Annotated in this window: 26 protein-coding genes; 19 read left to right on the top strand and 7 right to left on the bottom strand. The window is 33.2% G+C overall.

Annotated elements, in window-relative coordinates; genetic code table 11:
• The first annotated feature begins 12 nt into the window (after nt 1-12).
• The 4 genes from ACWA1B_RS05710 to ACWA1B_RS05695 all read left to right on the top strand — a co-directional run bounded on the left by ACWA1B_RS05710 (nt 13) and on the right by ACWA1B_RS05695 (nt 4,020).
• A complete protein-coding gene (locus tag ACWA1B_RS05710) occupies nt 13-1,194 on the top strand; it encodes a serine hydrolase domain-containing protein (RefSeq protein WP_456904941.1) in 1,182 nt (393 codons plus the stop codon).
• A gap of 133 nt (nt 1,195-1,327) precedes the next feature.
• Nucleotides 1,328-2,323, top strand: coding sequence for an SDR family NAD(P)-dependent oxidoreductase (locus ACWA1B_RS05705; protein ID WP_456904939.1), 996 nt, complete (start codon nt 1,328-1,330; stop codon nt 2,321-2,323).
• Between the two features lie 92 nt (nt 2,324-2,415).
• Nucleotides 2,416-3,237: an AraC family transcriptional regulator gene (locus ACWA1B_RS05700; RefSeq protein ID WP_456904937.1), complete on the top strand. Its 822-nt coding sequence runs from the start codon at nt 2,416-2,418 to the stop codon at nt 3,235-3,237.
• Nucleotides 3,238-3,252: 15 nt separating this feature from the next.
• Complete coding sequence (locus ACWA1B_RS05695; protein ID WP_456904935.1) at nt 3,253-4,020, top strand: methyltransferase domain-containing protein; 768 nt, start codon at nt 3,253-3,255, stop codon at nt 4,018-4,020.
• Between the two features lie 27 nt (nt 4,021-4,047).
• On the opposite strand, the gene ACWA1B_RS05690 is transcribed toward ACWA1B_RS05695, so the two are convergent.
• Nucleotides 4,048-5,190, bottom strand: a complete 1,143-nt coding sequence (locus ACWA1B_RS05690) for a PepSY-associated TM helix domain-containing protein (RefSeq protein WP_456904933.1) — start codon at nt 5,188-5,190, stop codon at nt 4,048-4,050.
• A 230-nt stretch (nt 5,191-5,420) separates the two neighbouring features.
• On the opposite strand from ACWA1B_RS05690, the gene ACWA1B_RS05685 reads away from it, so the two are divergent.
• Nucleotides 5,421-7,823, top strand: coding sequence for a TonB-dependent siderophore receptor (locus ACWA1B_RS05685; RefSeq protein ID WP_456904931.1), 2,403 nt, complete (start codon nt 5,421-5,423; stop codon nt 7,821-7,823).
• A gap of 90 nt (nt 7,824-7,913) precedes the next feature.
• On the opposite strand, the gene ACWA1B_RS05680 is transcribed toward ACWA1B_RS05685, so the two are convergent.
• Both ACWA1B_RS05680 and ACWA1B_RS05675 read right to left on the bottom strand, forming a co-directional pair.
• A complete protein-coding gene (locus ACWA1B_RS05680; protein WP_456904929.1) occupies nt 7,914-8,693 on the bottom strand; it encodes a bestrophin-like domain in 780 nt (259 codons plus the stop codon).
• Nucleotides 8,694-8,915: 222 nt separating this feature from the next.
• Nucleotides 8,916-9,713: a polysaccharide deacetylase family protein gene (locus ACWA1B_RS05675; RefSeq protein ID WP_456904927.1), complete on the bottom strand. Its 798-nt coding sequence runs from the start codon at nt 9,711-9,713 to the stop codon at nt 8,916-8,918.
• 264 nt (nt 9,714-9,977) lie between these two features.
• On the opposite strand from ACWA1B_RS05675, the gene ACWA1B_RS05670 reads away from it, so the two are divergent.
• Both ACWA1B_RS05670 and ACWA1B_RS05665 read left to right on the top strand, forming a co-directional pair.
• Nucleotides 9,978-10,613 (top strand): hypothetical protein, encoded by a 636-nt coding sequence (locus ACWA1B_RS05670; RefSeq protein ID WP_456904925.1) that lies wholly within the window; start codon nt 9,978-9,980, stop codon nt 10,611-10,613.
• A gap of 140 nt (nt 10,614-10,753) precedes the next feature.
• Nucleotides 10,754-11,206: a hypothetical protein gene (locus tag ACWA1B_RS05665; RefSeq protein ID WP_456904924.1), complete on the top strand. Its 453-nt coding sequence runs from the start codon at nt 10,754-10,756 to the stop codon at nt 11,204-11,206.
• 77 nt (nt 11,207-11,283) lie between these two features.
• On the opposite strand, the gene ACWA1B_RS05660 is transcribed toward ACWA1B_RS05665, so the two are convergent.
• Nucleotides 11,284-12,891 (bottom strand): class I SAM-dependent methyltransferase, encoded by a 1,608-nt coding sequence (locus ACWA1B_RS05660; protein ID WP_456904922.1) that lies wholly within the window; start codon nt 12,889-12,891, stop codon nt 11,284-11,286.
• A gap of 193 nt (nt 12,892-13,084) precedes the next feature.
• Between ACWA1B_RS05660 and ACWA1B_RS05655 the strand changes: the two genes are divergently transcribed.
• A complete protein-coding gene (locus ACWA1B_RS05655) occupies nt 13,085-13,531 on the top strand; it encodes a YybH family protein (RefSeq protein WP_456904920.1) in 447 nt (148 codons plus the stop codon).
• 2 nt (nt 13,532-13,533) lie between these two features.
• On the opposite strand, the gene ACWA1B_RS05650 is transcribed toward ACWA1B_RS05655, so the two are convergent.
• Both ACWA1B_RS05650 and ACWA1B_RS05645 read right to left on the bottom strand, forming a co-directional pair.
• Nucleotides 13,534-14,352 carry a helix-turn-helix domain-containing protein gene (locus tag ACWA1B_RS05650; RefSeq protein WP_456904918.1) on the bottom strand — a complete coding sequence of 273 codons (819 nt, stop codon included), beginning with the start codon at nt 14,350-14,352 and terminating at the stop codon, nt 13,534-13,536.
• Nucleotides 14,353-14,458: 106 nt separating this feature from the next.
• On the bottom strand, nt 14,459-15,445 hold the full coding sequence (locus tag ACWA1B_RS05645; RefSeq protein ID WP_456904916.1) for a GlxA family transcriptional regulator: 987 nt from the start codon (nt 15,443-15,445) through the stop codon (nt 14,459-14,461).
• Between the two features lie 147 nt (nt 15,446-15,592).
• Here ACWA1B_RS05645 and ACWA1B_RS05640 point away from each other — a divergent pair, with 147 nt between their 5' ends.
• The 5 genes from ACWA1B_RS05640 to ACWA1B_RS05620 all read left to right on the top strand — a co-directional run bounded on the left by ACWA1B_RS05640 (nt 15,593) and on the right by ACWA1B_RS05620 (nt 20,573).
• Entirely contained in the window at nt 15,593-15,904 is a 312-nt protein-coding gene (locus ACWA1B_RS05640; protein WP_456904914.1) for an EthD family reductase, read from the top strand.
• Between the two features lie 169 nt (nt 15,905-16,073).
• Nucleotides 16,074-17,798 (top strand): tetratricopeptide repeat protein, encoded by a 1,725-nt coding sequence (locus tag ACWA1B_RS05635; RefSeq protein ID WP_456904912.1) that lies wholly within the window; start codon nt 16,074-16,076, stop codon nt 17,796-17,798.
• 128 nt (nt 17,799-17,926) lie between these two features.
• Complete coding sequence (locus ACWA1B_RS05630) at nt 17,927-18,505, top strand: Crp/Fnr family transcriptional regulator (protein ID WP_456904910.1); 579 nt, start codon at nt 17,927-17,929, stop codon at nt 18,503-18,505.
• A gap of 164 nt (nt 18,506-18,669) precedes the next feature.
• Entirely contained in the window at nt 18,670-19,527 is an 858-nt protein-coding gene (locus ACWA1B_RS05625) for an SDR family oxidoreductase (protein ID WP_456904908.1), read from the top strand.
• A 41-nt stretch (nt 19,528-19,568) separates the two neighbouring features.
• Nucleotides 19,569-20,573: a VOC family protein gene (locus tag ACWA1B_RS05620; protein WP_456904906.1), complete on the top strand. Its 1,005-nt coding sequence runs from the start codon at nt 19,569-19,571 to the stop codon at nt 20,571-20,573.
• A gap of 95 nt (nt 20,574-20,668) precedes the next feature.
• Here ACWA1B_RS05620 and ACWA1B_RS05615 read toward each other — a convergent pair whose 3' ends face one another.
• Complete coding sequence (locus ACWA1B_RS05615) at nt 20,669-21,457, bottom strand: polysaccharide lyase (RefSeq protein ID WP_456904904.1); 789 nt, start codon at nt 21,455-21,457, stop codon at nt 20,669-20,671.
• Nucleotides 21,458-21,957: 500 nt separating this feature from the next.
• On the opposite strand from ACWA1B_RS05615, the gene ACWA1B_RS05610 reads away from it, so the two are divergent.
• The 6 genes from ACWA1B_RS05610 (at nt 21,958) to ACWA1B_RS05585 (ending at nt 26,389) form a co-directional block, all read left to right on the top strand.
• Nucleotides 21,958-22,113: a hypothetical protein gene (locus tag ACWA1B_RS05610; protein ID WP_456904902.1), complete on the top strand. Its 156-nt coding sequence runs from the start codon at nt 21,958-21,960 to the stop codon at nt 22,111-22,113.
• A 65-nt stretch (nt 22,114-22,178) separates the two neighbouring features.
• Nucleotides 22,179-22,691, top strand: a complete 513-nt coding sequence (locus ACWA1B_RS05605) for a PRC-barrel domain-containing protein (RefSeq protein ID WP_456904900.1) — start codon at nt 22,179-22,181, stop codon at nt 22,689-22,691.
• A 53-nt stretch (nt 22,692-22,744) separates the two neighbouring features.
• Nucleotides 22,745-23,122, top strand: coding sequence for a nuclear transport factor 2 family protein (locus tag ACWA1B_RS05600; RefSeq protein ID WP_456904898.1), 378 nt, complete (start codon nt 22,745-22,747; stop codon nt 23,120-23,122).
• Nucleotides 23,123-23,349: 227 nt separating this feature from the next.
• Nucleotides 23,350-24,300: an aldo/keto reductase gene (locus ACWA1B_RS05595; RefSeq protein ID WP_456904896.1), complete on the top strand. Its 951-nt coding sequence runs from the start codon at nt 23,350-23,352 to the stop codon at nt 24,298-24,300.
• A gap of 589 nt (nt 24,301-24,889) precedes the next feature.
• A complete protein-coding gene (locus ACWA1B_RS05590) occupies nt 24,890-25,558 on the top strand; it encodes a GNAT family N-acetyltransferase (protein ID WP_456904894.1) in 669 nt (222 codons plus the stop codon).
• Between the two features lie 132 nt (nt 25,559-25,690).
• On the top strand, nt 25,691-26,389 hold the full coding sequence (locus ACWA1B_RS05585; RefSeq protein WP_456904892.1) for a DUF1826 domain-containing protein: 699 nt from the start codon (nt 25,691-25,693) through the stop codon (nt 26,387-26,389).
• Nucleotides 26,390-26,831: the final 442 nt, after the last annotated feature.

The raw sequence follows: 26,831 nt of genomic DNA, 5'->3' as shown, positions 1-26,831 counted from the left end.
ATACACTTAAAAATGAGGAAATTTCTTTTGATAATTTTTTTTGCGGGTATTTTTTCCAGTGTTGCTCAAAAGTCTGTTTTAATAAAAAAACTGGATGGGAGTACTATTTCTTCGGATAGTTTGACGAGTAAAATTGGAAAGCTGATGATCAACGGCGACGTAAAAGGATTAGGTATTGCTGTCTTTAACTCAAAAAAGCCCGTTTACATTAAAACTTTTGGCTATAGTAATGTCGAAAGCAAAAAAGAATTACAATTAAATACCAATATGTATGGTGCATCGCTAAGTAAGGCAGTTTTTGCTGTTTTGGTTTTGAAACTTACTGAAGAAGGAGTTTTAGATTTGGATAAATCATTGCAGAGCTATCTTCCAAAACCAATTTACGAATATGAACCAAAAGTATGGCATGAAGATTTTAAAGGATTAAAAGATTATCCGGAGTACACAAAAATTACAGCCAGAATGTGTCTGGATCATACATCAGGACTTCCAAACTGGCGTTGGTTTGAGTCCGACGAAAAATTGAAAATAAAGTTTGAACCAGGAACAAGATACAGTTATTCTGGAGAAGGACTTACTTATTTGCAGGTTGTGATCGAAAAAATTACTGGGAAAACTTTAGAAGAATTGGCGCAGGAGAAGATATTTAAGCCACTCAAAATGACTTCTTCAAGTTATAAATGGCAGGGAAAATTTGAAAAAGATTACGCTTCTGGTTATGATCCCGCTGGAAAATTGCAGGAAAAAGACAAAGATAATGCTCCTCGTGGCGCAGGTACTCTGGAAACTACGGTTGAGGATTATAGCAAGTTTATAACGGCAATTTTGAACAAAAAAATCCTGAATTCAAAATCATATAAGGAAATGTTTAGTCCGCAGATTCGGATTCGTTCTAAAAATCAATTTGGTCCCGGCGCTTTAGAAGATGGAAATTGGAACGATAAAATTGAGCTTTCCTATGGCTTAGGATGGGGAGTTTTAAAATCACCTTACGGAGTTGCCGCTTTTAAAGAAGGGCAAGGCTCCGGTTTCCAAAATTACAGCATAGTTTATCCTGAAAAGGGTACCGGAATGCTGATTATGTCCAATAGCCATAATACAGGAGGTATAATCAAATATTTGCTTGAAACGGGTATTGCCGATATTTATACACCTTGGGAATGGGATCAGTATACTCCGTATGATGCTAAATAGCCCATTTTAAGTTTCAGATTTTGTTGTTAATCATGGACGTTTAAACAAAGTATATTAGGACGTTTGAACAAAATGGAGGCAACGAATCGCCAATACCTTTGTTTCATTAAGAAATAACTAAAATTTTCTAACAATGGAACAAAACAATTATCAAGGATTAATGCAAAAACCAGTTAATTCTGGATTTGATTCTTCATCAACAGCAAGTGATGTAATAAAAGGTATTAACCTTACAGGTAAAATTGCAATCGTAACAGGCGGAAACACAGGAATTGGTCTTGAAACAGTAAAAGCGCTGGCAGGAGCAGGTGCAACAGTTATAGTTGCAGCAAGAGATGTTGAAAAAGCAAATAGAAATCTGATAGGGATTGAAAACACTGAAGTCGAAGCGTTGGATTTATCTGAACCAAAGTCTATTGATGCATTTGCCGACAAGTTTTTGGATTCAGACAGACCGCTTCATTTGCTGATTAACAATGCTGGTATAATGTGGGTACCGCTCCGCAGAACAAGCAATGGTATTGAATCACAATTGGCTACCAATTATTTGGCTCAATTTCAACTTACTGCCAGATTATGGCCAGCTTTAAAAAAAGCGAATGGCGCAAGAGTGGTAAATGTATCTTCGCAAGGACATCAGTTTGGGGATTTTAATTTTGATGATCCTAATTTTTTTAATCGTGACTATGAAACACTGCAAGCGTACGGCCAATCAAAAACAGCGAGCAATTTATTTGCATTAGAATTAGACCAAAGAGCAAAAGAACATAAAGTGAGAGCTTATTCACTACATCCAGGCTCTATTGGAGGAACTGAATTAGCGAGAGAAGCTCCGCTGGAATTATTCATTAAAATGGGCTTTTGCGATGCTGAGGGCAATATAAAACCAGAAGTTACAGCTTCACTTAAAACAATTCCTCAAGGCGCTGCGACAACAGTTTGGTGCGCTGTGAGTCCAAAATTGAATGATATTGGCGGTGTTTACTGCGAGGATTCAGAAATTACGTCAATTGCTAGTGGAGATGCTATTGAAAAAGGTATTAAACTATATTCATTAGATAAGGCCAATGCTGGACGATTATGGAATTTAAGCGAAGAAATGACAGGAATTAAATTCAATATTGAGTAAACAAAATCACACTGCTTTTTTATTTTTTAATATCTTTAGAAGAATAAAGATTAAAAGATTAAAGCAGTGTTTTTTTATCAGAAAGAAATACAATGAATTACGAAGCAAAATACATTACCGAAGACATAAAACTTTCCCGATATGAAGATGCATTTTTCAAATCAGACATTATGTTTGAGCATCACATGTTGATTTGGTTTATTTCGGGTGAAACAAAAATAGTACAGGCTGATGCTACTTATGTTTTTAAAAAAGGAGATATTTTTTTGATACCAAGAAATCAACTGGCAACGATTATCAATTATCCTAAAGATGGACAGCCGCATAAAACGGTTGTAATGCATTTATCAGTAGGAAAACTGCGTGAATTTTATGCTAAATTGGATTTGAAACCAAAACCATTAGAATCACAAAAAATATACAGTTTCAATAATCATCCTTTGTTGGAAAGCTGTCTGGCTTCGTTGATTCCATATTTTGACATGGAAGAGCTTCCAAGTGATATTGCTTCTCTGAAAATTACAGAAGCAATTACGATTCTAAGAACAATTAATAAAGGCATAGACAATGTATTAGCTAATTTTGAAGAGCCCGGTAAAATTGATTTGGCAGGCTATATGGAGAAGAATTTTATGTTCAATCTTCCTTTGGAAAAATTTAGTTATTTGACGGGTAGAAGTCTAACTACTTTTAAACGAGATTTTAGTAAAACATTTGATACTACACCACAACGATGGCTCACCAAGAAAAGATTAGAATTGGCACATTATCAGTTTGCTGAAAAAAGAAGAAAACCAATTGACGTTTGTTATGAAACTGGTTTTGAAAACCTTTCGCATTTTTCGGCTGCATTTAAAAAGAGATTTGGTTATGCGCCAACAGATTTATTGAATAAAGTAAATACTAACAGTTAGTAAATAGAAATAAATATGCCTTGGAATCCTGAAATATATAATAAATTTAAAGACATTCGGTTTAAGCCATTTGTTGATCTAATGGAACTTATAAAACCGATCGAATCCGGAAATGCCATTGATTTAGGTTGCGGAACAGGGGAGCAGTCTATTTTTTTAGCTGATAAATTTAAGCAGATTAATTTTTTAGGTGTTGATTCTTCAGCAGAAATGCTGGCAAAATCAAAGGAATATGTGACAAAGAATCTTCATTTTGAACAATCTACTAACGAAGGCATTGCAAATTCAGATAAAAAATGGGATTTGATTTTTAGTAATGCAGCTTTGCAATGGTCTGACAATCATGAAGAATTGTTTCGAAAGTTGATTAATTTACTTAATTCTGGCGGACAGTTTGCAGTACAAATGCCGGTTCAGAATGAAAATAAGCTCAATCAAATTCTACATCAGCTTGTAAGTGAAGAACCGTTTAAAAGTTATTTAAAAGGCTGGAAAAGAGATTCTCCTGTTTTGAGTATGGATCATTATGCGCAAATAATGTTTGACGGCAATCTTGAAGATATTCAAATTATGACGAAAGTATATCCCATTATTGCTCAAGATCACGATGCACTTTTTGACTTTATTTCTGGTTCAGCGTTGATTCCATATATGGAATTACTGGAAGAAGATCAGAAGAAACTTTTTGTTATAGAATATAAAAAGAGAATTGCAGAGAATTTTCCAAAACTTCCTGCTATTTATGCTTTTAAAAGAATTTTTCTTTATGGAATAAAAGCTTAAAAATACTAAAAAAGAATAAGGTAATTTTTAAGCGATTGCTTTATTTAATTTTTTGTTCAACTTTTTTACAGGAGATTTTTTCTTTGCTTTTTTCTTCTTTTTAAGCCAAATAATAAACCCTGTAATGGGTAAACTCGCAGCAATCAAGCTGGCAAAGAAAGCAACGATTTTACCAAATAATCCGAAGAATCTTCCCGTATGGACTTCGTAATTTGATGCTTCTATAATATCAGCGGCATTGAAATCTTTATATAATTTGTAACGAAGCAGTTGTCCAGTTTTGGCATCAAAGAAAAACGTATTTTGATTCCGGTACCATTTGTACGGATAAGTCATTCTTAATCTTACATCTTTGTCCTTTTTTATTGAAAACGTTGTCGTATTTGCGCCTGGATATTTCTGATTTGCCGTTTTGTAAATTCGGTCGTAACGTGCTGCTAAAGATTCTTTCGTAATTATGTTTTCAGATTGTACTTTCATTCCATCAGTAAGTTCTGTCCCTGTTACAAAAGCAGCTGCATTTTTAACTTCTTTAAAAGCAAAAAATAAACCCGTAAATACAATCGCAATAAGAAAAAAAGAAGCATAAAACCCTAATACATTGTGCAAATCATAATTAACGCGTTTAAAATTGCCTTTCCATTTAATTGTCAAAGATTGTTTTAAAGATTTTATTTGCTTTGGGAACCATAAAATTAATCCGGTTATTAACATCAACGCAAAAATTACAACTGCCCAGCGCTGTATAAAACTGCCAATTTCACCTAAAAGCAGTTCGGTATGAAGTTTTCTCACAACGGTAAGCCAATCTTGTTTTTCATTACCTATCAAAGTACCGTTATACGGATTAAAATAGTAGGTTTTCTTTTTTGTCGAAAGTTCTACAGGGGCATTCGGAATCTGCTGGTTTATTTTGATTGAAGTGATTTTATCTTTTGGAAATTCCTTCTGAAAACTGGTAACAATTTTTTCCAGTCCAACAAAAGATTTCTCCTGAATTGAAACATACAATTTTTCATCTTTCGAAAAGTCTCTTATTTCTTCTTCAAAAACATAAATACAACCTGTTATACTAATTATGAAAACAATAATTCCGGTCGCAAGTCCAAGCCATAAATGAACTTGGCGTGCTATGTTTTTAATCTGTTTTAGACTCGGAACTGAAAGCATAATTGAAAATATTTATTGAGAATTCTGGGCTGTGGGCGCAAATATAGCTGTATTTTAGAAACAGTCCAAATAATAATAATCACATTTTGAAGTATTTGTGTTAGTGTTTTTCTTATGCTTATTTCTAATGATTTTTTTCTGAAAAAATAACGATTTACAGTTGATATATTGAAATATATATTGTTCATTTGCGTCATAATTTAGAATAAGTATAAATAAGAATAGCTATTATGAATATACCTTTACATTTAATTTCCTCTTTTACAAAATCTTCCAGTTTAAAAATATCAGATTTAATAAACAACTCATCTGTTTTATTAATTGTTTTGTTTTTCAATTTGGGATTTACACAAGCTCAAACGGGACAAATCTCAGGAAGTGTAATTACAAATGAAGGAAATGCTGGTCAGGGTGTTTTGGTAAAATTGGTTGAAATCAATAAAACAGCAGTTACAAACTCAGCAGGTAATTATGAGTTTAAAAAAGTTCCTTTTGGAAAATATACGCTCGAAGTTACCATGTCTGGTTATGAGTCTTCACTTGAAACGGCTGAGCTTACAGAACAAATTCCATCAATTTCAGTTGACATCAAAGTAAATTCATCAATCGAAAATCTAGATGATGTTGTGATTCGAACAGGAGGAAACAGATTTGCTAAAAAAGAAAGTTTTGATGTAGCCAAAATGCCTTTAAAAAACATTGAAAACTCGCAGGTTTATATTGTAGTAAGCAAGGAATTAATGAAAGAGCAAGTAGTAACAGATTACAACAGCGCTTTTAAAAACGTTCCAGGAGCAGGTATCGCCGAGGTTAGAAATCAGGGACGCACAACTTCAATCTCTCGTGGTTTTCCTACTCCGCAAGTAGTTAGAAACGGTGTTGGAAGTTTTACTTATACTACAATTGATCCTTCAAATTTAGAGCGTATCGAAGTAATTAAAGGGCCTTCAGCAACACTTTTCGGGAGCACGTTGTCGTCATTTGGAGGTTTGTTTAACCGTGTTACCAAGAAACCGTTTGATACTTTCAAAGGTGAAGTTTCCTATTCAGCGGCCAGCTGGGATTTAAACCGATTGACTTTTGATGTAAATACACCAATAAATCAGGATAAAACAGCTTTGTTGCGAATCAATACGGCACTTCATAGTGAAAGAAGTTTTCAAGACGCTGGTTTTAACAGAAACTTTTCAATTGCGCCAAGTTTTTCATATAAAATCAATGAAAGATTAGACCTTTTAATTGATATTGAATTTAGTATGTACAAAGCAACTTCGCCAACCAGACTTGCCCCTTTTGTAGTGGCTAACACACAAAGCAGTATTGAGGAACTCGATATGCCTTATAAATTATCTTTTGCTAATAATACGATCAATTATACGAGTCAGCAGTACAATGTTTTTGCACAGTTAAAATATAAAATGTCAGATGAATGGACTTCTCAAACTATATTGTCAAGAACAAGATCTTCGTCTGAGGGGTATGTTGTAGCTTTACAAATGAGATCGGCTACAACATTAAGACAACAGGTTACCAATCAAGATTCACCATTTTACGGAACTGATATTCAGCAAAATTTTATTGGGGTATTTAATATTGGCAAACTTAAAAACAGAGTGGTAGCTGGTGTAGATTTTTACAGTCTGCGCGCTATGAGAAATGATGCGATTGTCAATATGCCAGCGATGGATTACAAGAAGCCAGGTGCAGCTTACGATAATTTTACTCTTCAAAAAGTGGAACCAATGTTTGCCAATGCTACTTTTACAAATTTTGTATCTAACGATGAAGATACTTATAGTGCATATGTTTCTGATGTTTTAAACGTAACCGAGAAATTATTAGTAATGGGTGGCGTTCGTATTGATAAATATGAGAATCATGGTACTTATTATCCTAGTAAAGATTCTATCGCAGGAAATTATAACCAGACAGCAGTATCTCCAAAATTTGGAGTAGTTTACCAAATTGTAAAAGATAAAGTGGCTGCTTTTGGTAATTATATGAATGGTTTCAGTAATGTTTCTGGTTCTGATTTCTACGGAAATACTTTCAAACCAAATCAGGCGAATCAATGGGAAGGTGGTTTTAAATTCGATCTTCCTAACATATCGGCAACACTTAGTTATTATGATATTGCCGTGACAAACATAACACGTGATGATCCGGATCATGTTAACTATTCAATTCAGGATGGAACGCAGGTTAGTAAAGGTTTTGAAGCGGAGTTGATTGCCAATCCAATTTCGGGATTAAATATTGTCGCCGGTTATACTTATAATGACAGTAAATACGAAAAGAGTAACGCCAGTGTTCAAGGTTTACGACCAAGTACAGCAGGATCGCCAAGAACAGCAAATTTATGGGCAAGTTACAGACTTGTTACAGGACGTGCACAAGGTTTAGGAATTGGTTTTGGTGGAATTTATGGAAGTGAATATTATCAGACTAATACAACGACTTTCAAATTCTCAATTCCATCGTACACCGTTTTGGATGCTTCTCTTTTTTATGATCAGCCAAAGTATAGAATTGGTTTAAAAGTAGATAACTTAACAAATGAAAAATATTGGTCATACCGACTTGCGGCTCAAAATCCAACACGTATAACAGCGAATGTGACGTTTAAATTCTAATTTTTGTTTCAAAAATAGAATTATATAAAATAAAAAGGGATGATTTCAAATAGTTGAGATCATCCCTTTTTTATTGATTTGCATTTTTAATCACTCAAAATTTTTTCTTAAGTCGATTATAGTTTGGTTGGGTGCATCCAGATTTACAAAACCTCGGCGTGGTCGGTCTAAATCAAGTGTGAACAATACAACCAACGAAACTAGCAAACAAAAGCCAATTTGTATCAGCCAATCGATTCTGCCATTGCGTCCTTCTGAATAGCCACCATAAAATGCTGTTATAATAGATAGAAAAAACAACATTATTAAAATACTTTGCGGAACTTTTGCTTTTTCTCCCGAAAGACGGGTGGTAGTTACATCAATCATGGTGTTTAAGGCCGGAATCATTTGTTGGGTTGCAGCAAGATTATTTGGGTCTTTGGAAAGATCTGTTGCCCTTTTCCACAATTTTCCTGAAATTACCTGAGATAAACTGTCGGCCTTTAAAATTCCTTTTATATTTGGTCCTGCTTCATAATAGGAAATTCGGGCTTCAACATAATCTTTAAAATCTTTTCGGAACAAAGCTCTTGTTGAATCGGGATATAAATCACTTCGTAGTATGGCTGTACCAATATCATTTGCTTCTTCCACAACAACCTGTCTTCGCGAATTATATCGGTCACTGCTCATGCCAAAAGTGAAGGCCAATAAGAAAAAAAGTAAGGCTACAAGTGTTGAAGTTTCAGTAGATTTTTCTGTGGGAGGCCTTTTATTCCGAATATAGTTCCCTACTTTTTTACCAATAAAACTTGAAATAATCATTAAAATAAAAAGCAAAAGTGCAATTACGCCAGCATCCGTCTGGTTTAGTGTATTTGTTTCCATATAGTTGATTAAATTTTTAATCTTACGATTTGAATTATACTTATTATTTGAAATCTTAAGTTTTTTTCAGAAAAAATATTTTATTGCATAGCAGGATATGTTAGGTTTAGAGCGTATTGTTAACATAAAGATATTGCTTTATTTCGCTTCAAAAATGTAAAAGCTATCTTTTTTTGTTTTAGTATCAGTATTTTAACTGCCGTTTTTCTGTCTTTTTTCAAATTATAATTTGGCCAAATCATCAATAGTGTAAAATTTCAAACCATTATTTTTGGCATATTTGCAAAGATCTTCCAAAGCCGAAAGTGGAGTTTCTAGCTTTTCATCTGCGTTTGAAACGGTTTTATGGCCATAAAAAATCACTATTTTATTATGCGCTTTGGCATAATCTATTAGAGTTTTATAATACGGAATATTGAATTGTTTGTAATCGTCATCAATTCCTAAACCGTAAACCACTCTGTTGCCTTCATAATAGCAAAATTGGGATTCTGGCCGAATTTCTTCATAAGTAGTTCCTCTAATGATATCAAAATGTTTGAGTAGTTCAGTATCTAATTCGGCATTTCGGGCTCCATCAGGATACGCAAAAGAATGTATATTAAACCCATCTTTTTTCATCGCAGCTTTTAGGGGCAAAATATCATCATTAATGTATTTTTCGATGCCAAATTCCTTGGAATATTTTAGCGCATTCAAATGATTATAACCATGTCCGGCTATATCATGTCCTCTGTTTTGTAAAAAATGCAGTTTTGATTTTTGGTCTTTAGTCAAACTTCCATACCAGCAAACAAAGAAAGTTGCTTTCCAGCCGTAAGGATGTAATAATTGATCAGCTTGGTACCAATCTTCAATGTAATCATCGTCAAAAGTAAAAAGGACGCCGGGCGGATAAGATTTCTTTGAAGGTTTTGCAGCAGAAGTTTTTTCTTCTGAATACATTTTAAAAAATAAAACAAAAATGGCGATAGCAATAATTAGTGTAAGTGCTATTTTTTTTGAAAATAAGTTCTTCATAAAAAGAAAGTTCGATTAGTTCTTAAACGGAAATTTTATTGTTTTTTTGCCCTTTTCACGCTCTGTTTGAGTAGTTATAAAGATAATTTTTAAAAATTAATTTCATAAGTTTTAATTTCTCTTTTTTAAGAAACCAATAAAGAATTTATAATTTTTAATAAAATTTGAAAAGTAGATTAGACTATGAGTTGATTTTTTTTAGATTTGTAAACCCAATATTATTTTCAAAAGATGTGTTGGGCTACAATTATAAAATCCAAAGGCATGAAATCTTATACGTCAATATTTTTATTTTTAGTGTTTATCTGTTCAAATTCTTATGCGCAGTTGAGTTCAGATAAAATATTTGAAAGCTTTAAACAAGGAGAACGTACAAATTGCTCATCGATTGCATTTATTAAAGCTTCTCTCAATATTTATGGATTAGATAATCTTTTTGTTACTGAAAAAATAGATGATAATGTACAAAAGATAACGCTAAAGAATAATGATTCGTTCCATCTTAATAGTGAGGAAATAAGTAAAGCAAAAGTATCTGCCGATTTTGTTTGCATTAAAGACAATTGCGAAAATGAAAAAATAATTGATTACGCAATATTGACGTATGCAGTTATGGCAAAATACAAACAAATTATTGACAAAGAAGATACTTTTGACAGAGCATTAGAAGATTTAGAAAGCGGAGAGGTTTATACGCCAACGATTTACAAATATTTAGGATTTCAAAAAGGCAAGCAGATAGAAAAACTAAAGAGAGAATCTGGAAGTGAATTCTGCGGTGTTGTAGCTTGGTCTACAGCGCACGCTGTATTTGTTTGCGAAGACTATATGGATTATTACGGCAATAAAAAAAGTATCTGGATAAAGTACCCTGGACGTTTTAGAATAATCAAATCATAAAAAATTGTATAAAATGTAGTTTTTTAGCTACAATATTTTAAGAATAAAAATTTAATTGCAAAAAAGAAATTAATTAAGTTGCAATTTAAGTTAATTTATATATTTTTGTTTCCATCACAATTAACCAAATCTACTAACAAATGAAGAGCAAGATTTTCTTACTAAGTTTCCTTTGCTTCTTGGCGACTGTAGCTGTATCAGCACAAGCAAAAAATGCTCCAAGAAGTATTATCAGTACAACAGCCCTAATCCGTAAATACCACGATCAAAAAGAATTGAGCGGTATGCAAAAGGGTGAACTTTTAGAATTGTACATTGAGCGTATTAAAGTTTTGGTAAAAACCTTGCCTTACATTGCTTTGGTTACAAAACCAGGTGTTACTATGGCTGACTTAGGTATCCCAGACGATAGCGAACATAAAAAAGTATTAGACAACCAAGCAGTTGGTACTACAACTTTCCTGGATACTACTGTAGATTTCCAAAGAAAGATGATGCCATATTCTGATAAAGGAAACCTTATCGCGGCTATCTTATTTTACGAAAGCACTTTAAAATCGTTACACGAATTCAACGACTTGAACGAAATGTAATATTTTGAAATATCATAAAAAAAACTCCAAAGTTATCAGATTTTTGGAGTTTTTTTATTTTAGGCACTATTTGATATTCAGTTTCCTTTCAACAAATTGATGCTAACAGTCGCTGTGTCAGCATCTGGAAATCGCCTGAAGAAAGATTTATCTGGAAATAATCCGGCTTCTGCAGCGATTTTGTTAAAGACATCAATTTCAACAATATACTGATCAGAAAAACCATGAGTAGCATCATAAGCCGTTGCGGCAGTTTTTCCTAAATTATTGGCTGTTAATTTTGGATTTATAGTATGCAATTCAATCAAAAGCAAACCAAATTTACGCACATACGGCGACCATTTTTGTAAATGTTCCAAGAGATTGTCCTCTACCAAATTATTGCTGAGTCTTTTTCCTCTAAAGGCAAATGCGCCAGTTGAATCGCTGTTTCTTTCTTTGTTGTTATTTTTTGGATCTTCCCAAATTCTATTATGATCTAGAAAGGTTCTTACGTTTAGCAAATCCTTCAAATCAATATTATAATTTTCTCTCAAATCATCTGAAAGTAAATCGGGACGTCCAATATCACCCCAAATTACTTTTGCCCAAATATCAGCTTTGATAAGATTTGCACGGGTTACTTTTAGCGCAGCTTGGTTATAATCGGCTCCAACTAAAAATAATGGGTATTCGTCAAGTATTTTTCCTCTTATGGTTTGTCTGTCAATAACTTCGAAAATATGCTGCAAGAAAGCGCCGTTTCCGCAACCCATATCCAAAATACCTTTTGGTTGTTCCTCAATTGGCAAATTAAAAAGTTTGATTATAATATCATCGACAATTTTAAAATAAGTTTCATGCGCACCTCCGCTTCCCCAAACATTCATTTCACGGTCAACATGAATTTCGTTTTCGCCATCAGCTATCATTCTTAAAACTGTTGGATCGCCAAACATTAGTTCTTCAATTTTAGCAAAAGTGGGCAAGTAAGAAACCGTAACGCCATAAGCACTGGCTCTTTTTGCGAAAAACAAACCCACATCTGTAAATTGATAATTTCCATTTTTTTCTAAAAACCAACCAAGATGGACAAAGAAATCCAATATTTTTTTGAAATTTTCCGGAGATTTATGAAACTCTTCGGGTTTAAAAGAAGTTTCCATAAAATATTTATGAAACATTCCTTTCATCGCCAGGCGTACTATTGTTGGTCCGATCAAATAACCTTCAATATGCTTCAAAATTTGGTTTTGAATTTCATTCGTCAAGTTATTATCGGCAGATTTAAGTCCGTATTTTTTTTTATATTTTTCAAAAATACTGTCGAGTTTTTCAAAAGGTGCATCTTCAAAAAGACGCGGATGAAAATGTGCCGAAAATTGAAGCAAATCGACAACATCTTCATAAAGATAGAATAGTGAAAAAGCAATTTCTGATTTTTCATTTACAGAAATCGTAATTTCCTGTGTTTTGTTATTGACCTCGTATTCTAAAAATCCTTGTGAAGCCAAAATTCTTAAACCGACATTCAGATAGCCTTCATTTGCTTTAAAAAGTGTAGCAAGTTCTGCCAGCTGTATTTGTTTTTTGTCGAGAATGAGTCCTAAAACTTCTTTTTTCTTTAGTGCTATTGCCACCGGAGCAACTGCTAAACCGTCAAGGTGTCTAAAAATTGAGCTTCGGAGTTGAGATGTATCTGTCATAGTACAAAAATGAAGGTTAGTTAAAAATAGTGATTTTTTTAATCAATAATAAATTATGAATTATGAATTATGAATTATGAATTATGAATTATGAATTATGAATTATGAATTATGAATTATGAATTATGAAGTTGTTCGTTATTTTACAATTTCCTGATTTGGAGATTAATTTACTTTGGAAAAAAATATAAAGATGAAAACAAAAATTATTTTAATCGGAATGCTGAGCATCACTATGTGGTGCAATGCACAAACAGAAAACGCCGCATGGAAGTCGGTTCGAAAAACAATTGAAGCGAGCAATGCAATCTATGCAGATTTAGCTAATAAAAATGACGGATCAATCCTCACAAGGTATAGCGCTGATGCTTGCTTGTATCCACCAAATGCAGCACCATTATGCGGAGGCAAGGAAATAGCATCTTTTTTTGCAGGAGGACCTCAAGTACACGTTAAATTTTCTATTCAAAATTTGTATGGAGATCCAGAAACATCAGTAACAGAAGAAAGTTACTATGAAATGACGGATATGAATGGAAAAAAATTGGATGACGGAAAAGTGATTGTTATCTGGAAGAAAACTAAAGATGGCTGGAAAATGCATCGGGACATGTTTAGCAGTAACCATCCGGCAAAATAAATCTAAAAACCAATGTTTACAGCTTGTTGGAAATCAATATCATTTTTTATCAGAGAATTTCGGGATGCAGATGGCGTTATACCCGTAAACTTCCTAAACTCTTTGATAAAATGAGCTTGATCATAATACCCGCAGTCGTACGCTATTTCAGTAAGCGATTGCGGTGTATTAAGTACTAGTTGCAGACTTTTATTAAAACGTACTACAGAGGTATAAGCCACAGGACTTATGCCAATATTCGCCAGATATAGTTTTTGAATATATCTTTCTGATAATCCAGAAGATTGTGCCAAAGTTGGTAAAACAGGCAGTTGAGAATTGGGCAAAAACTCCTGACTAATATTTTGCAACGTTACTACTTTCTTTATTCGGGTTTCATTTTTTTTGAGTTGTTGAAGAAAATGGTTCTCCAGAATATTGATTTTTGAAGTTAATCCGTTTGCATCCATTATGCGGGCATATAATTCTCTGTTTTCAGTTAATGCTACATCGTACATATCAGTGGCATAATTGGTGAATTCTGATAACGGATCAGAGAAAAATAATGCACTTGCATGTGGATAAATCCTTGCAATAAGAACTGATGTACCTTTAGTAACTGTTAATCGGGTAGGAAGGGTAAGATGTCCCAAAAGCTCTATATCAGGTGTATCTTTTCGCTTGCCGTTAATGATCGTAGCCGCTTTTCCCTCGGAAATATTGACAATAAAGTCAACATATCCGCTTGGATAAAATACTTCGTTCACGATATCTTTTTCAATTGTAACGACAGTGTAATTCTTTATATATGGCGCTAAGACAGCGGAAGGCAAAATCTGCATAAAACTATTTTAATTTGTTGATTTATAGCTGATTTTAATTAGAGAATAAATGCAATTGAAATGTTACAGAAAAAAAAAAAATAGATTTAAAAATTACTTTGGGTTTTTATGTTGCTGAAAGTACATCTTTGTAATATTTTTTCTTGTATTCCAATGGTGATATGCCGGTAATTTTTTTAAACACATCGCGAAATGTTTTAATATCGGAATAGCCGACTTCATACATTACTTCGTTAACCGCTTTTCGATTGGTTTCAAAGGTTTTTTTCGCTGCTTCAATTTTCACTCGTTGTGAATATTCAATCGGAGTATTTCCTGTGGCTTTTATAAATCTTCGGTCAAAATTTCTTCTTCCGACATTAAATTTTGAAGACAATTCAGTTACCGATATTTTTTCTGCCAAATTCTTTTCGATGTACAATTGCGCTTTCTTAATTACTTCGTCATCGTGTTTTTTCTGACCTGAAAAAATAGCAAATTGCGATTGCGTATTTCGATTTATTTCAATTTGAAAAACTTTGGCACAATATACAGCTGTTTTTCTATCATAATATTTCTCAATAAGATAGATCATTAAATTAAGAAATGAATAGGCGCCACCATTGGTATAAATTCCATTTTCGTCTGTAATTAATTCATCGACACGCAAATTTACTTTTGGAAATAATTGACTGAAATTTTTGGTTACTGACCAATGTGTAGAACAGTTTTTTCCATCCAGTAAACCCGAAGCAGCAAGCATAAAAGCTCCCGTACAAATGGTCGCGATTTCTGCTCCTTTATGATATTGATTTCCCAGCCATTTTACTAGAGCTTCATTGTGTTGTAATGCAAGCTGATAGTTGTGATTTAAGGATGGAATTATGATAAGATCTGTTTTTGTAACCGAAAAAATAGTAGTATGTGGTTTAACCGAAAAAAGCCCTCCATTGAAATCTACCTTTTCAGAAAGTCCGGCCAATTGAATCTTAAATATTTCTTTTTTGCCGTTTGCCAACTGAAATGCATTTGCTTTATTAAAGATTTCATAGGCACCTGAAATACTGGAAAGATTATTATCTCCTTGAGGAACTAAAATCGTGAGTTGCTTCATCTTTTTTTATATAAAGATACTAAAAGTTTGTGTCCAAATATCCCCTTCAGAATGTCTAATCAACACTTTATAAAGATAAATATTTGGCTTTAATTTTAATTTGAGAAATATATAAGAACTATTTATAACTATTAAACAAACTCTATTATGGCAAAAATGACTGTGATTTATAAAAAACCGAAGGACGTAGCTTTTTTCGAAAAGCATTATTTTGAGGTACATATTCCATTAGCAAAAAAGTTGCCGGGACTTATCAAATATGAAATTAATAAAGGCCCAATTATTTCGTTGACTGGAAATTCTGATGTTTATCTTATTGCAAATTTATATTTTGAATCGATTGATACGATGATGGACGCTTTTAAATCTGATATCGGACAAGAATGTGCTTTGGACAGAAAGATTTTTGCCAGTGATGAAGAGGTTCAGATTTTTGTTTACGATGTAAAAAACACATAAATACTTGCCTTAAAAAGATTTAGAGCAATAATAAAAAGAATAATTAAAGAATGTCATGTATCTGATAAATAGTTATTTAGTGTAATTTTTGTAAGTTTGTTTAAGAAACCCCAACTTTACTTTTCTTACGCGCTTTTGACACTGATTTATTAAATAAAATATTCTTTTGATGAAACATTCTTATTTAATTTTTGCTGTTTTTTTGCTTTTTGCTTGCAATAAAAATAAAAATACTGATACGAAATCAACTAAGATAACTTCGAATCAGGGCTGTTATATTCCGAAGACAACAGATAAAGACTGGTATGCACTTAATAAAAAAGCGCCAAAATTTGAAGGTCTAAGTGGAATTGATTTTAAAATTTCAACTAATAATCAGGAAGTTCAGCAGTATTTTAATCAGGGAATGATGCTGGCGTATGGTTTCAATCATGCTGAAGCTGCAAGATCATTTTATGAAGCTTCACGTTTAGATCCCAATTGTGCAATGTCATATTGGGGATTTGCTTATGTTTTAGGTCCAAACTACAATGCCGGAATGGAAGAGGATAATTTTCAGCGGGCATATGCTGCGGTTCAAAAAGCGAAGCAACTTTCTGCAAATTCTTCTCCAAAAGAAAAAGCACTTATTGATGCATTAACGGTGAGATATGTTGCAAATCCGCCTTCAGATCGAAAACCATTAGATATTGCATACGCAGCAGCGATGAAAAAAGTGTATGTGAAATTCTCATCAGATCCTGATATTGGCGCACTTTATGCCGAATCCTTAATGAATCTTCATCCTTGGGATTTATATGATAAAAACACTGGCGCAACAAAAGAATGGACTCCCGAAATAGTGAAAGTTTTAGAAGAATTAATGATTAAAAACCCGAAACATCCTGGCGCTCATCATTTTTATGTACATGCAATTGAAGCTTCTGCAACTCCTGAAAAAGCTTTCAAAAGTGCTAAATTGCTTGAAAATTTGGTTCCCGGATCAGGACATTTGATCCACATGTCATCACACATATACATTCGCACAGGAGATTATCACGAAGGATCGCTTTCAAATATTGAGGCTGTAAAAGTAGATAGTCTTTATACAACATTATGTCACGCGCAAGGTGCTTATCCGTTAGGATATTATCCGCATAATTATCATTTTTTAGCCGCAACAGCAGCTTTGGAGGGAAATTCTAAATTGGCTTGGAATGCTGCAAAAAAACTTCAGGAACATACTTCAGTCGAAATAATGCGTCAGCCCGGATGGGGGACATTGCAACATTATTATACTATTCCGTATTATATTGCTGTTAAATTTTCGATGTGGGATACTATAATTTCGCTTCCCAAACCAGACAAAGATCTAATTTATCCGGAAGCTGTTTGGCATTACGCGAAAGGAATGGCTTACCTGGGCAAAAATGATTTAAAAAATGCCGAAAAGGAATTTGTCGTTCTTGATAAACTATCAAAAAATGCAGTATTAAAAGATATTACAATTTGGAATATTAATACTACTGAAGATCTTGTGAAGATTGCTTCAAAAGTTCTTGCTGCAGGAATTGCTTCGGAGAAAAATGATCTAAACAAAGCAATCTCACTATTAAATGAGGCAATTGGTATTGAAGATCATCTTAATTATAATGAACCGCCGGATTGGTTTTTTTCGGTGCGACATTATTTAGGAGCGGTGCTAATCAAAGCTGGAAAATACAACGAAGCAGAAAAAATCTATAAAAAAGATCTACAAATCTGGCCTAAAAACGGCTACGCTTTAATTGGACTTTATAATTCTTTAATAAAGCAGAAAAAAGAAAATGAAGCATTGAAAATTAAATCGGCTTTTGATAATTCATGGAAATATGCTGATTTTAAGATTGTTTCATCGGCTTCTGTTATGGATTAATCAACTCTTTCTAATTGAGAGGTTTTCTGATGAAGAATCAAAGAAATGATTTTTCTGTATGTTTTTAATAGTTATGTAGCGTTTGAAAAGTTTGTTCATCAAATGTGTTTTATATAATTTTACATTCTATGTATGAAATATTCCAAAAATACCTTGAAGAAAAAACAGAACTGACACAAGCAGAATCTGAACGTATACAATCATTCGCTATTATTAAAAAACTTCGCAAAAGACAATATCTACTTCAGGAAGGAGATGTTTGGAAATACGATGCATTCATTACGCAAGGCTGTGTCAGAACATATACTGTCGACGAAAAAGGAAGTGAACATGTAAATAGTTTCAGTATTGAAAATTGGTGGACAGGAGATCGCGAAAGTTTGATGATGCAACAGCCGTCCCGTTTTAATATTGATGCCATTGAAGACACAGAACTTGTACTTTTTACGCATGAAAATTTTGAATTGCTTTGCAGAGAAATTCCAGCTTTTAATACTATGGTCAACATGATTTTGCAAAGAAGTTTTATCGCGGCGCAAAACCGAATTCAGGCTTCGTTGACTTTAACAGCAGAAGAAAAGTATCTGAATTTTGTAAATAAATATCCGGGCTTCGCTTCCCGAATTCCTCAAACTATGATTGCCTCTTATCTTGGAATGACGCCAGAAACATTAAGTCGCATTCGAAAACAGACGGCAAAAAAATAAATATCATCAGGAGCTCTTAAAGCTCCTTTTTTTGTGCCTATTCCAAACTCTTGATCTAAATCAAGTTTTTACTTATTTCTAATCAATGTGCAGGTTTTGCATTAAACGCAACTTTGTAATGTTCAAAAGAAACAAACATTATAAACATTTAAATATTAGAAATCATGTCAAAAACAATTTTTATTACAGGAACAAGTACAGGCTTTGGAAAACTTACAGCAATAACTTTAGCAAATGCTGGTCATTCAGTTATTGCAGGAATGCGCAACACAAAAGATAAAAACGCTGCTCCGGCAAAAGAACTCGAAGCAATAGAAAACATTGAAGTAGTCGATATTGATATTACAGATGATACATCGGTTCGTGAAGCTGTCGAAAAAATCCTAATTAAATACGGAAAAATTGATGTTCTTATCAATAACGCGGCAGTAAGTGGTTTTGGTTTGCTTGAAGGTTATTCTATTGATCAGGTTCGTAAAATGTTCGATGTGAATGTATACAGCGTACTTCGTATGTATCAGGCAGTGCTTCCTTCTATGAGAAAAGAGAAAAACGGACTTGTCATCAACATTACAACCGGAGCAAGCGGACATACACTTCCTTTTATGATTCCGTATATCGCATCAAAATTAGTGGTTGAAAGTTTTACAGAAGGATTACAAGATGAACTTGCAGCTTACGGAATTGAAAATGTAAGCATTCAGCCAGGCGTTTATCCAACCGAAATGAATAACGGTTCTAAAGCAGGTATTCATGCCGACAAAGCTGAAATTATAGCAGAGTATGGAGAAGCTGCAACAGAAAAATTCAACGCATTAGGTACAGCATTATTTGGTAAAATGGCTCAGTTCGATATGAATCCGCAAACTATTGCTGATGGTATTTTAGAATTGGTAAGTATGAAAAAAGGGGAGCGACCACTTCGTTTTCCACTTGATGCCATTGCTCAGGGAACTGACAAAGAATTTATTGAAGCCCGTGCCAATATTAAAGCAAAATGGCTAGCAGCTTACACTAATTAATTTTTAAACATCAAATAATTTATTCAAACAGTTTTATAAAAATGAAAACAAATCATAAAAAATCAAATGGAAAAGTGCAGACTTCAGCTGCAGCAATGTTGAATGTATTAATACTTTTTTCAGCTTCAGAAAAAACAATAGCTCAGAATAGTATAGGTATAGTAGGAATAGATCATGTCGGAATTAATGTTCCGGATCTCAATAAAGCCGTTACATTTTTTGATGATGTACTTGGTTTTAAACCAGTAACACAATTAGGACCAATTCCGCTTGACGCTGATTGGAAGAAATTAAATAACATCAATCCTAACACGGGGGCTGTTACCATTAAAATGATAAATGCAGGAAATGGAGCCAGCATAGAAGTATTTGAATATGCCGAAAATAAAGGAAGTATCAATCATCCCAATACCGATGATATTGGAGCATCACATATTGCATTTTATGTGAATGATATTAATACTGCTGTACAACATTTAAAAAGTAAAGGTGTAAAAATATTAGGGGAGCCTTTTACAACGCCATCTGGTGATACAGCCGGAGAATCTTGGGTTTATTTTGAAACGCCGTGGGGTTCTAAAATGGAATTGGTTTCTTATCCGAATGGAAAAGGATACGAAAAATCACATCCAAAAACGGTATTATGGTCCCCAAAGAATAATGTGGTTAGAAAAGTTTCTGCAGATGATTTTGATGCCAAAAAGAATACAGCTATAGTTGAAAATCATCTTAAAATATGGAATGAAAAAGACGAAACAAAGCGTAAAACTTTATTAAATGAAGTTTACGCATCGAACGTAGAAATGGTAGACCATCATTTTATTGCTGAAGGAACAGAGGAAATCAGCAAATTTATTGTGGAGCTTCAGAATAAAAATCCTGATTTTAGATTTACTTCAAAATCAGTAGAAACAAATCACAATATAGTGCGATTGTATTGGCAGTTTGGTTCAAAAGTAAAACCAGCAGTTGTAAGCGGAATGGATTTGTTTGTAATTGAAAACGGGAAAATACAAAAGTTGTACGTTTTTGTTGATCAGAAATAATTAGATTAATTCGTTTTATCAGTTTTAAAAACAAGCCGCCTTTGTGGGCGGCTGTTTTATTTACTAAAAAGTTATTGTTTAAAAGTAATTAATTACTATTGTGCATCCCAAGATGCACTTGGATAATAAATAGAACTTGTTACCGGAGCTTTCCAATATTCCTGACTTCCGCCACGGAAAGTATGCAAACTTACTGCATTGACATTACGCTTGGCATCATTAGTCACCCAACGAATTTTCTCATTTAGGATTTCTGTACCATTTACATAATATTTTACATATCCGTCGGTATTTGAACCTGTATTTAATTTAACAGATATCTGACAGTTGTATGTCACACCTTCCTGGATGTAATACTTTTTTCCAAAATCATTACCAAATTGTCCAGGCTGATCTCGATAATAAACGTAAGGTTGCAAGTAAGCACCGCTTCCTTTAGCAGTATTTGAACCATTTGGACAATACCACATAAATCTTGCGCTACCGCCATTTCCATCCCATCCTGGATCGCCACCTGTATTCTGGTCACCAATTAAGATTCCGTATCCGCATTTTCCGCCTCGGCTCCAATAAAAACCAGAATTAAATTTCATTTGGAACCAAACAGTGTAAACGCCCGTTGACCAAACACCGTACGATGTACATAAACCACCAGGGCAAGATAATGTATTTGTTGCCAATGTAATTGTTCTGGCTCCGGCGCCACCACCTGCTAGTGCGGCAACGTTTTCTGCCGCGGCTTTAGCGGTAACAGAATTGTTGACGATTTTCAGCTCATCTTTAATAGCAGATTCAGCCACATTTAGATTTTGTTCCTTTTCGCAGGAAGCACATATTAATGCTGTAATAAATAGTAAACTTGTTAATTTTAGGATTTTTTTCATTTTTTAAGGGTTAAAGGTTAGTAAATAATTTATGGTTAGTAAATAATAGATAGTAATTACAATATATGACACCGAAATACATTCTTTCCATTCTTAATAATCGTATCATTTAATATACAATCAATACAGCTTTTTTTTCGCATATTTATTCAATGTATTGAAATATATATAGTTGTATTTTTTAATATTAAGATTGTACTTGTTATTATGTTTTCAACTGATAGTGTAAAGTTGATTAATTATTGTTATGAGAAGGGGTAATAAAGTACGGTTTTACGTACACAAAAATCCAGTGTACAGGTTTTGCACTCAAATTGATTATTTTTATAAATAAAAACTTGTTAAAATTTTGAATTAAAATATAAAAAACATAATAATCTTCCAAATTAATCTACTGGGAATTTTGTAACATCAAGATGAAATTAAATACGTCTTATTTTTCTCTCCTTTGTAACTTTAGTAGAGTATTAAAACTATTATAAAATCAAAAAAATAGAGTTATGGCAGAAATTAAAATTGAGAAGAAAAAACCGGTATGGCCATGGGTTGCTGTGCTGTTAGTAATCGCAGGGATTATATACTACATCTATTTTTGTGACCATACCGTTCACAATGAAAACAGTGTAGAAATTGAAAACACTAAAAGTGCACAATAGAGCACAATGGCTAGGAAACACCAAAGTTAAATCTGGCAAAAAATATACAATTAAAATTAGAAATTATGGAAAATAAAAACAGAAACCTATATAGATTAGACGAACTATCTGATTATAAAATTGCATCAAATTATGCTGATGTAAGAGGATGGAAAATTGTAGATGCTGATAACCGCACCATTGGTAAAATTGATAATCTCTGGGTGAATAAGGATATGAAGCGGGTTGTTTATTTGGATGTGAAAGTTGACCAAAAACTAATAGAAGACAACCAAAATGAAGTACATGACGTTATAGCAAATGATAATGGAAGAGAGTTTATTTATAAGGACGGAGACAACCATATTATAATACCGATTGGATCTGTAAGCATAAATAAAGACACAAAAATTGTTATGGCGAACAGCATAGGATATGATACATTCAGAAATACAAACAGATATAACAGGCAAAATAATTTTGACAGAGAATATGAAAGAAAAGTAATGAATTCCTATTATCCTGAAAATGATCCAGACTCAGTTTACTATAGCGATGATGACACTTTCTACAATCGAAGAGAATTTGAACATAAATAATATTTTTTGTCAGTTTTTTTGTAAATTGTTTGATTATTATTAAAAGGATGATTATGGAAACGCAAATTATTGAACTTGAAAAAAAATATTGGCAAGCAATGGAAAATCATGATTATGAAACAGTAAAAAAACTTACGCTGTTTCCTTGCATGATAGCCGGTAAAACTGGGTTACAAAGTGTAGACGAATCTATGTTTAAAAAGATGTTTGAGTCTGTTGATAGTGGTAAAATAAAAGTAGTGAATATTTCTGATGTGGAAGAAAAGTCAGTTAGCGAAATTACCACGATAATTGGATATTTAATAGAATTAGAAATAGCAGATGATAAAGAAAATTCGCCAATGAAATGTGTGTGTACTTCTACCTGGGTTAAAAAAGATAACAATTGGGTTTGTGCACTTCATACAGAAACAGAGCTGTCTCAACAATAGAGTAAAAAACAAGAAAAAAACGCTAAACCAAAAGTTTAGCGTTTTTTTTGTGACCTCTACAATATAATTCTTAATTGAGACAGATTTAGTTTTTTGCAGTAAGTATTAACTAATTCTTTCTTAATATATTCTAAGCAATTAATCAGTAGAGAGAAAAATAAGTGTTTTATTTAAAATATAATACATATTTTTATTTACTGATATGAATTGACTAATAAACCAAAAAAATGAATTCTAATAACCAAAAAAATGAAATAAACCGACGCAGATTTTTACAAAATAGTATGAAATTTGCGGCTGCCGGAATTTATTTAGGCATGTTTGGCATGCCCGAATTGTTCGGAAATGTCGTAATGGAGAAAGATCATGGAGGTATTCCAGATATTAAACTGAATAATGGATTAAAAATGCCTATACTAGGATTTGGAACTTACGGACTAAGTGGAGAAGTTTGTCAACGATCTGTTGCAGAAGCTATATCAGCAGGCTATCGTCTTCTTGATACTGCAAAAGTGTATGGAAATGAAGAAGCGGTAGGTAGAGGAATAAAGCAAAGTGGAATTGACAGAAAACAACTTTTTGTAACCTCAAAACTGTGGGTTGATGATGCGGGTTATGAAAATGCTAAAAAAGGTTTTGAAGAGACGTTAAGAAAACTAGGGCTTGAATATCTTGATTTATACCTAATACACCGTCCAAGAGGAGATGTAAAAGGATCTTGGAAGGCAATGGAAGAGCTTTACAAAGCAGGAAAAATAAAAGCTATTGGGATAAGCAATTTCGACCCTGCGCAACTGGCAGATCTTTTGTCTTATGCTCAGGTAAAACCTGCCGTGAATCAGATTGAAACACACGCTTATTTTCAACAATCTAATGATTATAATGTGCTGAAAAAGCATAACATTCAAATGGAGGCATGGGCACCTTTTGCAGAAGGTCGTAACGGACTTTTTACAAATGAAGTATTAACCCAGATTGCCAAGAAACACGGCAAGACTACTGCACAAGTGAGTTTAAGATGGCATAACCAGCGCGGTATTGTTGCTATTCCAAGATCTTCGCAAAAAGCACACATCCTAGAAAATCTAGATATATTTGACTTCAAACTCGATCACGCAGATATGAGCGCGATTGAAAAGCTTGATTTAAATCGAACTCAGTTTCCAGAATGGAGCTAAAGCTTGACGATAATTTTTAATCTTATATATTTTATAAAGCTTCTTTAATTAGAAGCTTTTTTTATGTTGTTTTTAGTTTACGATCCTTTATAAATTAGCACTTCTTTTCTGTTTTTTTAGAAAAATGCCTTTCATTTTGAATAGGTAATCCTATCATTTTGATAGCTTTTTTTAAATAAAAAAAGCTCTTTTTTTTTATAATGTATTGATATTTAATTTGTTGTTTTTGTTTTGTTTGTTTTGGTATGCCGTTTGTTTTTATCCGATAAATTAATTTAACTATTTGAACAAATCAATATTCAAGTATTGAATTTTAAAACTAGAATAGTTTACGTCAACTGCTATAATAGCAGAATTAATCGGAAACATTATCAATTAAAAAAAAATATGAAGGCAACTAAAACACGAAACAAGGAGATTACAAAATTATATTTATCGAACAAATCAATGCGCAATAAAGATCGGTTCATCAATTTAATGGTGTTCACTATCGTTTTTTTTATTGCTATTTTACTTATTTCTCAATTAGTTTAAAATCAAATTATTTGAAATTTTCACTTTTATTTTCTCACCCCATATTTTAACAATTATGAAAATTATAGATCCCATAATTAATCCTAATATACATCTTGCTAATAACAAAATTTTTTTTTCCGATTCATTTCGCAGCAGAGAAACTATCTCGGCCGCCGAAGAAACGGAAGCATTAATTGAATTCACCATCGAAAAAGCCAGATCCGTACATACTTTCTGGATCAAGGAAATTTGTGACGTTACATTCTCGTCTGCTATAACACGAGGAACTGGTATCTCTGGTCGTTCTCCAGAGTTACTTGAAACAAAAATGAAAAAAGGGGAAGCTGTAATTGCTTTTGCATCAGATGGGCGATGGGCAGGTTTTTCTTTTATTTCTTCTTGGGAGGAAGGCAAGTTTGTTTCTAATTCGGGACTTATTGTAGCACCAGAATTCAGACATACCGGACTAGCCAAGAAAATTAAACAAAAGATTTTTGAGCTGAGCCGTGAAATGTATCCTGATGCCAGTATATTCAGTTTAACTTCTGGTCTTGCAGTAATGAAAATGAATCATGAACTCGGTTTTGAACCGGTTACCTTTGCAGAACTACCATCAGATGAACTGTTTTGGGAGAATTGTAAATCCTGCGTGAACTGTCCGATATTGATGAGCAAGGAAAGAAAAAACTGCTTGTGTACTGCAATGCTTTATGATCCAAAACAAAAAGACACAGTTATTTAATTACTATGGAAAATTTTAACGATAACTAATAAAAATATTTTGGCTCCAAAAGTTTATAGCGATAAATATTTCGCAACTAACTGCTATTATATAATTTTGTAATGTATGAAGTAAAGCTTCTTATATAATACTATGAGCAATACATTTTCTGACAACAGCCAAATAAGAATGGTATATACTTTCTCTGAGCTGGTACATACCAATTTCCAAGGAGAAATGAATGCATTATGCTGGCACAGAAATTTGGATGGCGATTTTAATGAGATTGTAGCCAAGTTGTCTTTAAAATATAATATAACTGAAGTTTCTCCTGAAGACTTAATGGTCCTCCAATTGTCGGAAAAGGGGAATAGAGCAAGGCAAATAATCTTAAAGGACTTGCAATTATTAGCTGATTTCGGAGCTTCTCCATCTCTTAATTTACTGAAGTGTTATGAACGTGACGATGAATTTGATTTCATATCGACTGATGTGTATTCGTTTCATGTTGATCGTTCGCCTATTGCAACTGATACTTTTTTATGCACCTATCACGGAGCGGCAAGTGAAATTATTTCTAATTCCCAGGCAGAGCAAAAGATTCTAATTCCAGAAATCCGAGCTAAATTAAAAGAGCTGTATGATGGACCAGAGGAAGAGTTCGAAGACTTTTTGAAGGAGAATTATTTTGATTTGCATTATCACACACATGCAGATGCAGAACCTATTAATTTAGGGCAAGGACATCTTTGGCGACTGGCTGTAGATCATCCAAAACAACAAGTATTGCCTTGTATTCATAGGGCACCTATAGAAAATGAAGGGGAATATCGATTGTTGTTGATTTGTTAAAATAAATTTTATCTTATGTTTTCCTTAATAAGATTCGGCAATAACGGCATCACAAATATTTTGAATAAATTTTAAAGGTATTAGTACTTTTAGTTAGGATCAAATTACACTGTATCTAATGTTGATTGAGGAGTAGCCTTTGATTACAAGTATCTTATCGACTGGATAAATTAGATTTGTAAACTGTCTTTAAAATGAAGAAAGAAAAAAAAGGTAATGCTTTGGCGAACAGAAAAGAGGATTTAAAGTGTGATAGTAAATTGCAAGAGCAATAGAGTGTAATGCTATCGGAACTCGGAAAAGATAGTACCAGAGTAAGAGAAAAGAAAGATTTGACAGAAAAAAAGCTAGGGTTGAATCATTTTCAGCTTCCATGCTTTTAATAGCCTTTAATCCATAAGAAATACATTTATTAAAGTCGCCTTTATAACGATAGATGACA

The sequence above is a fragment of the Flavobacterium xizangense genome (assembly GCF_054075145.1).
Note: the sequence above shows the minus strand (reverse complement) of the source record. Positions and strands in the feature narration are given on the sequence as shown.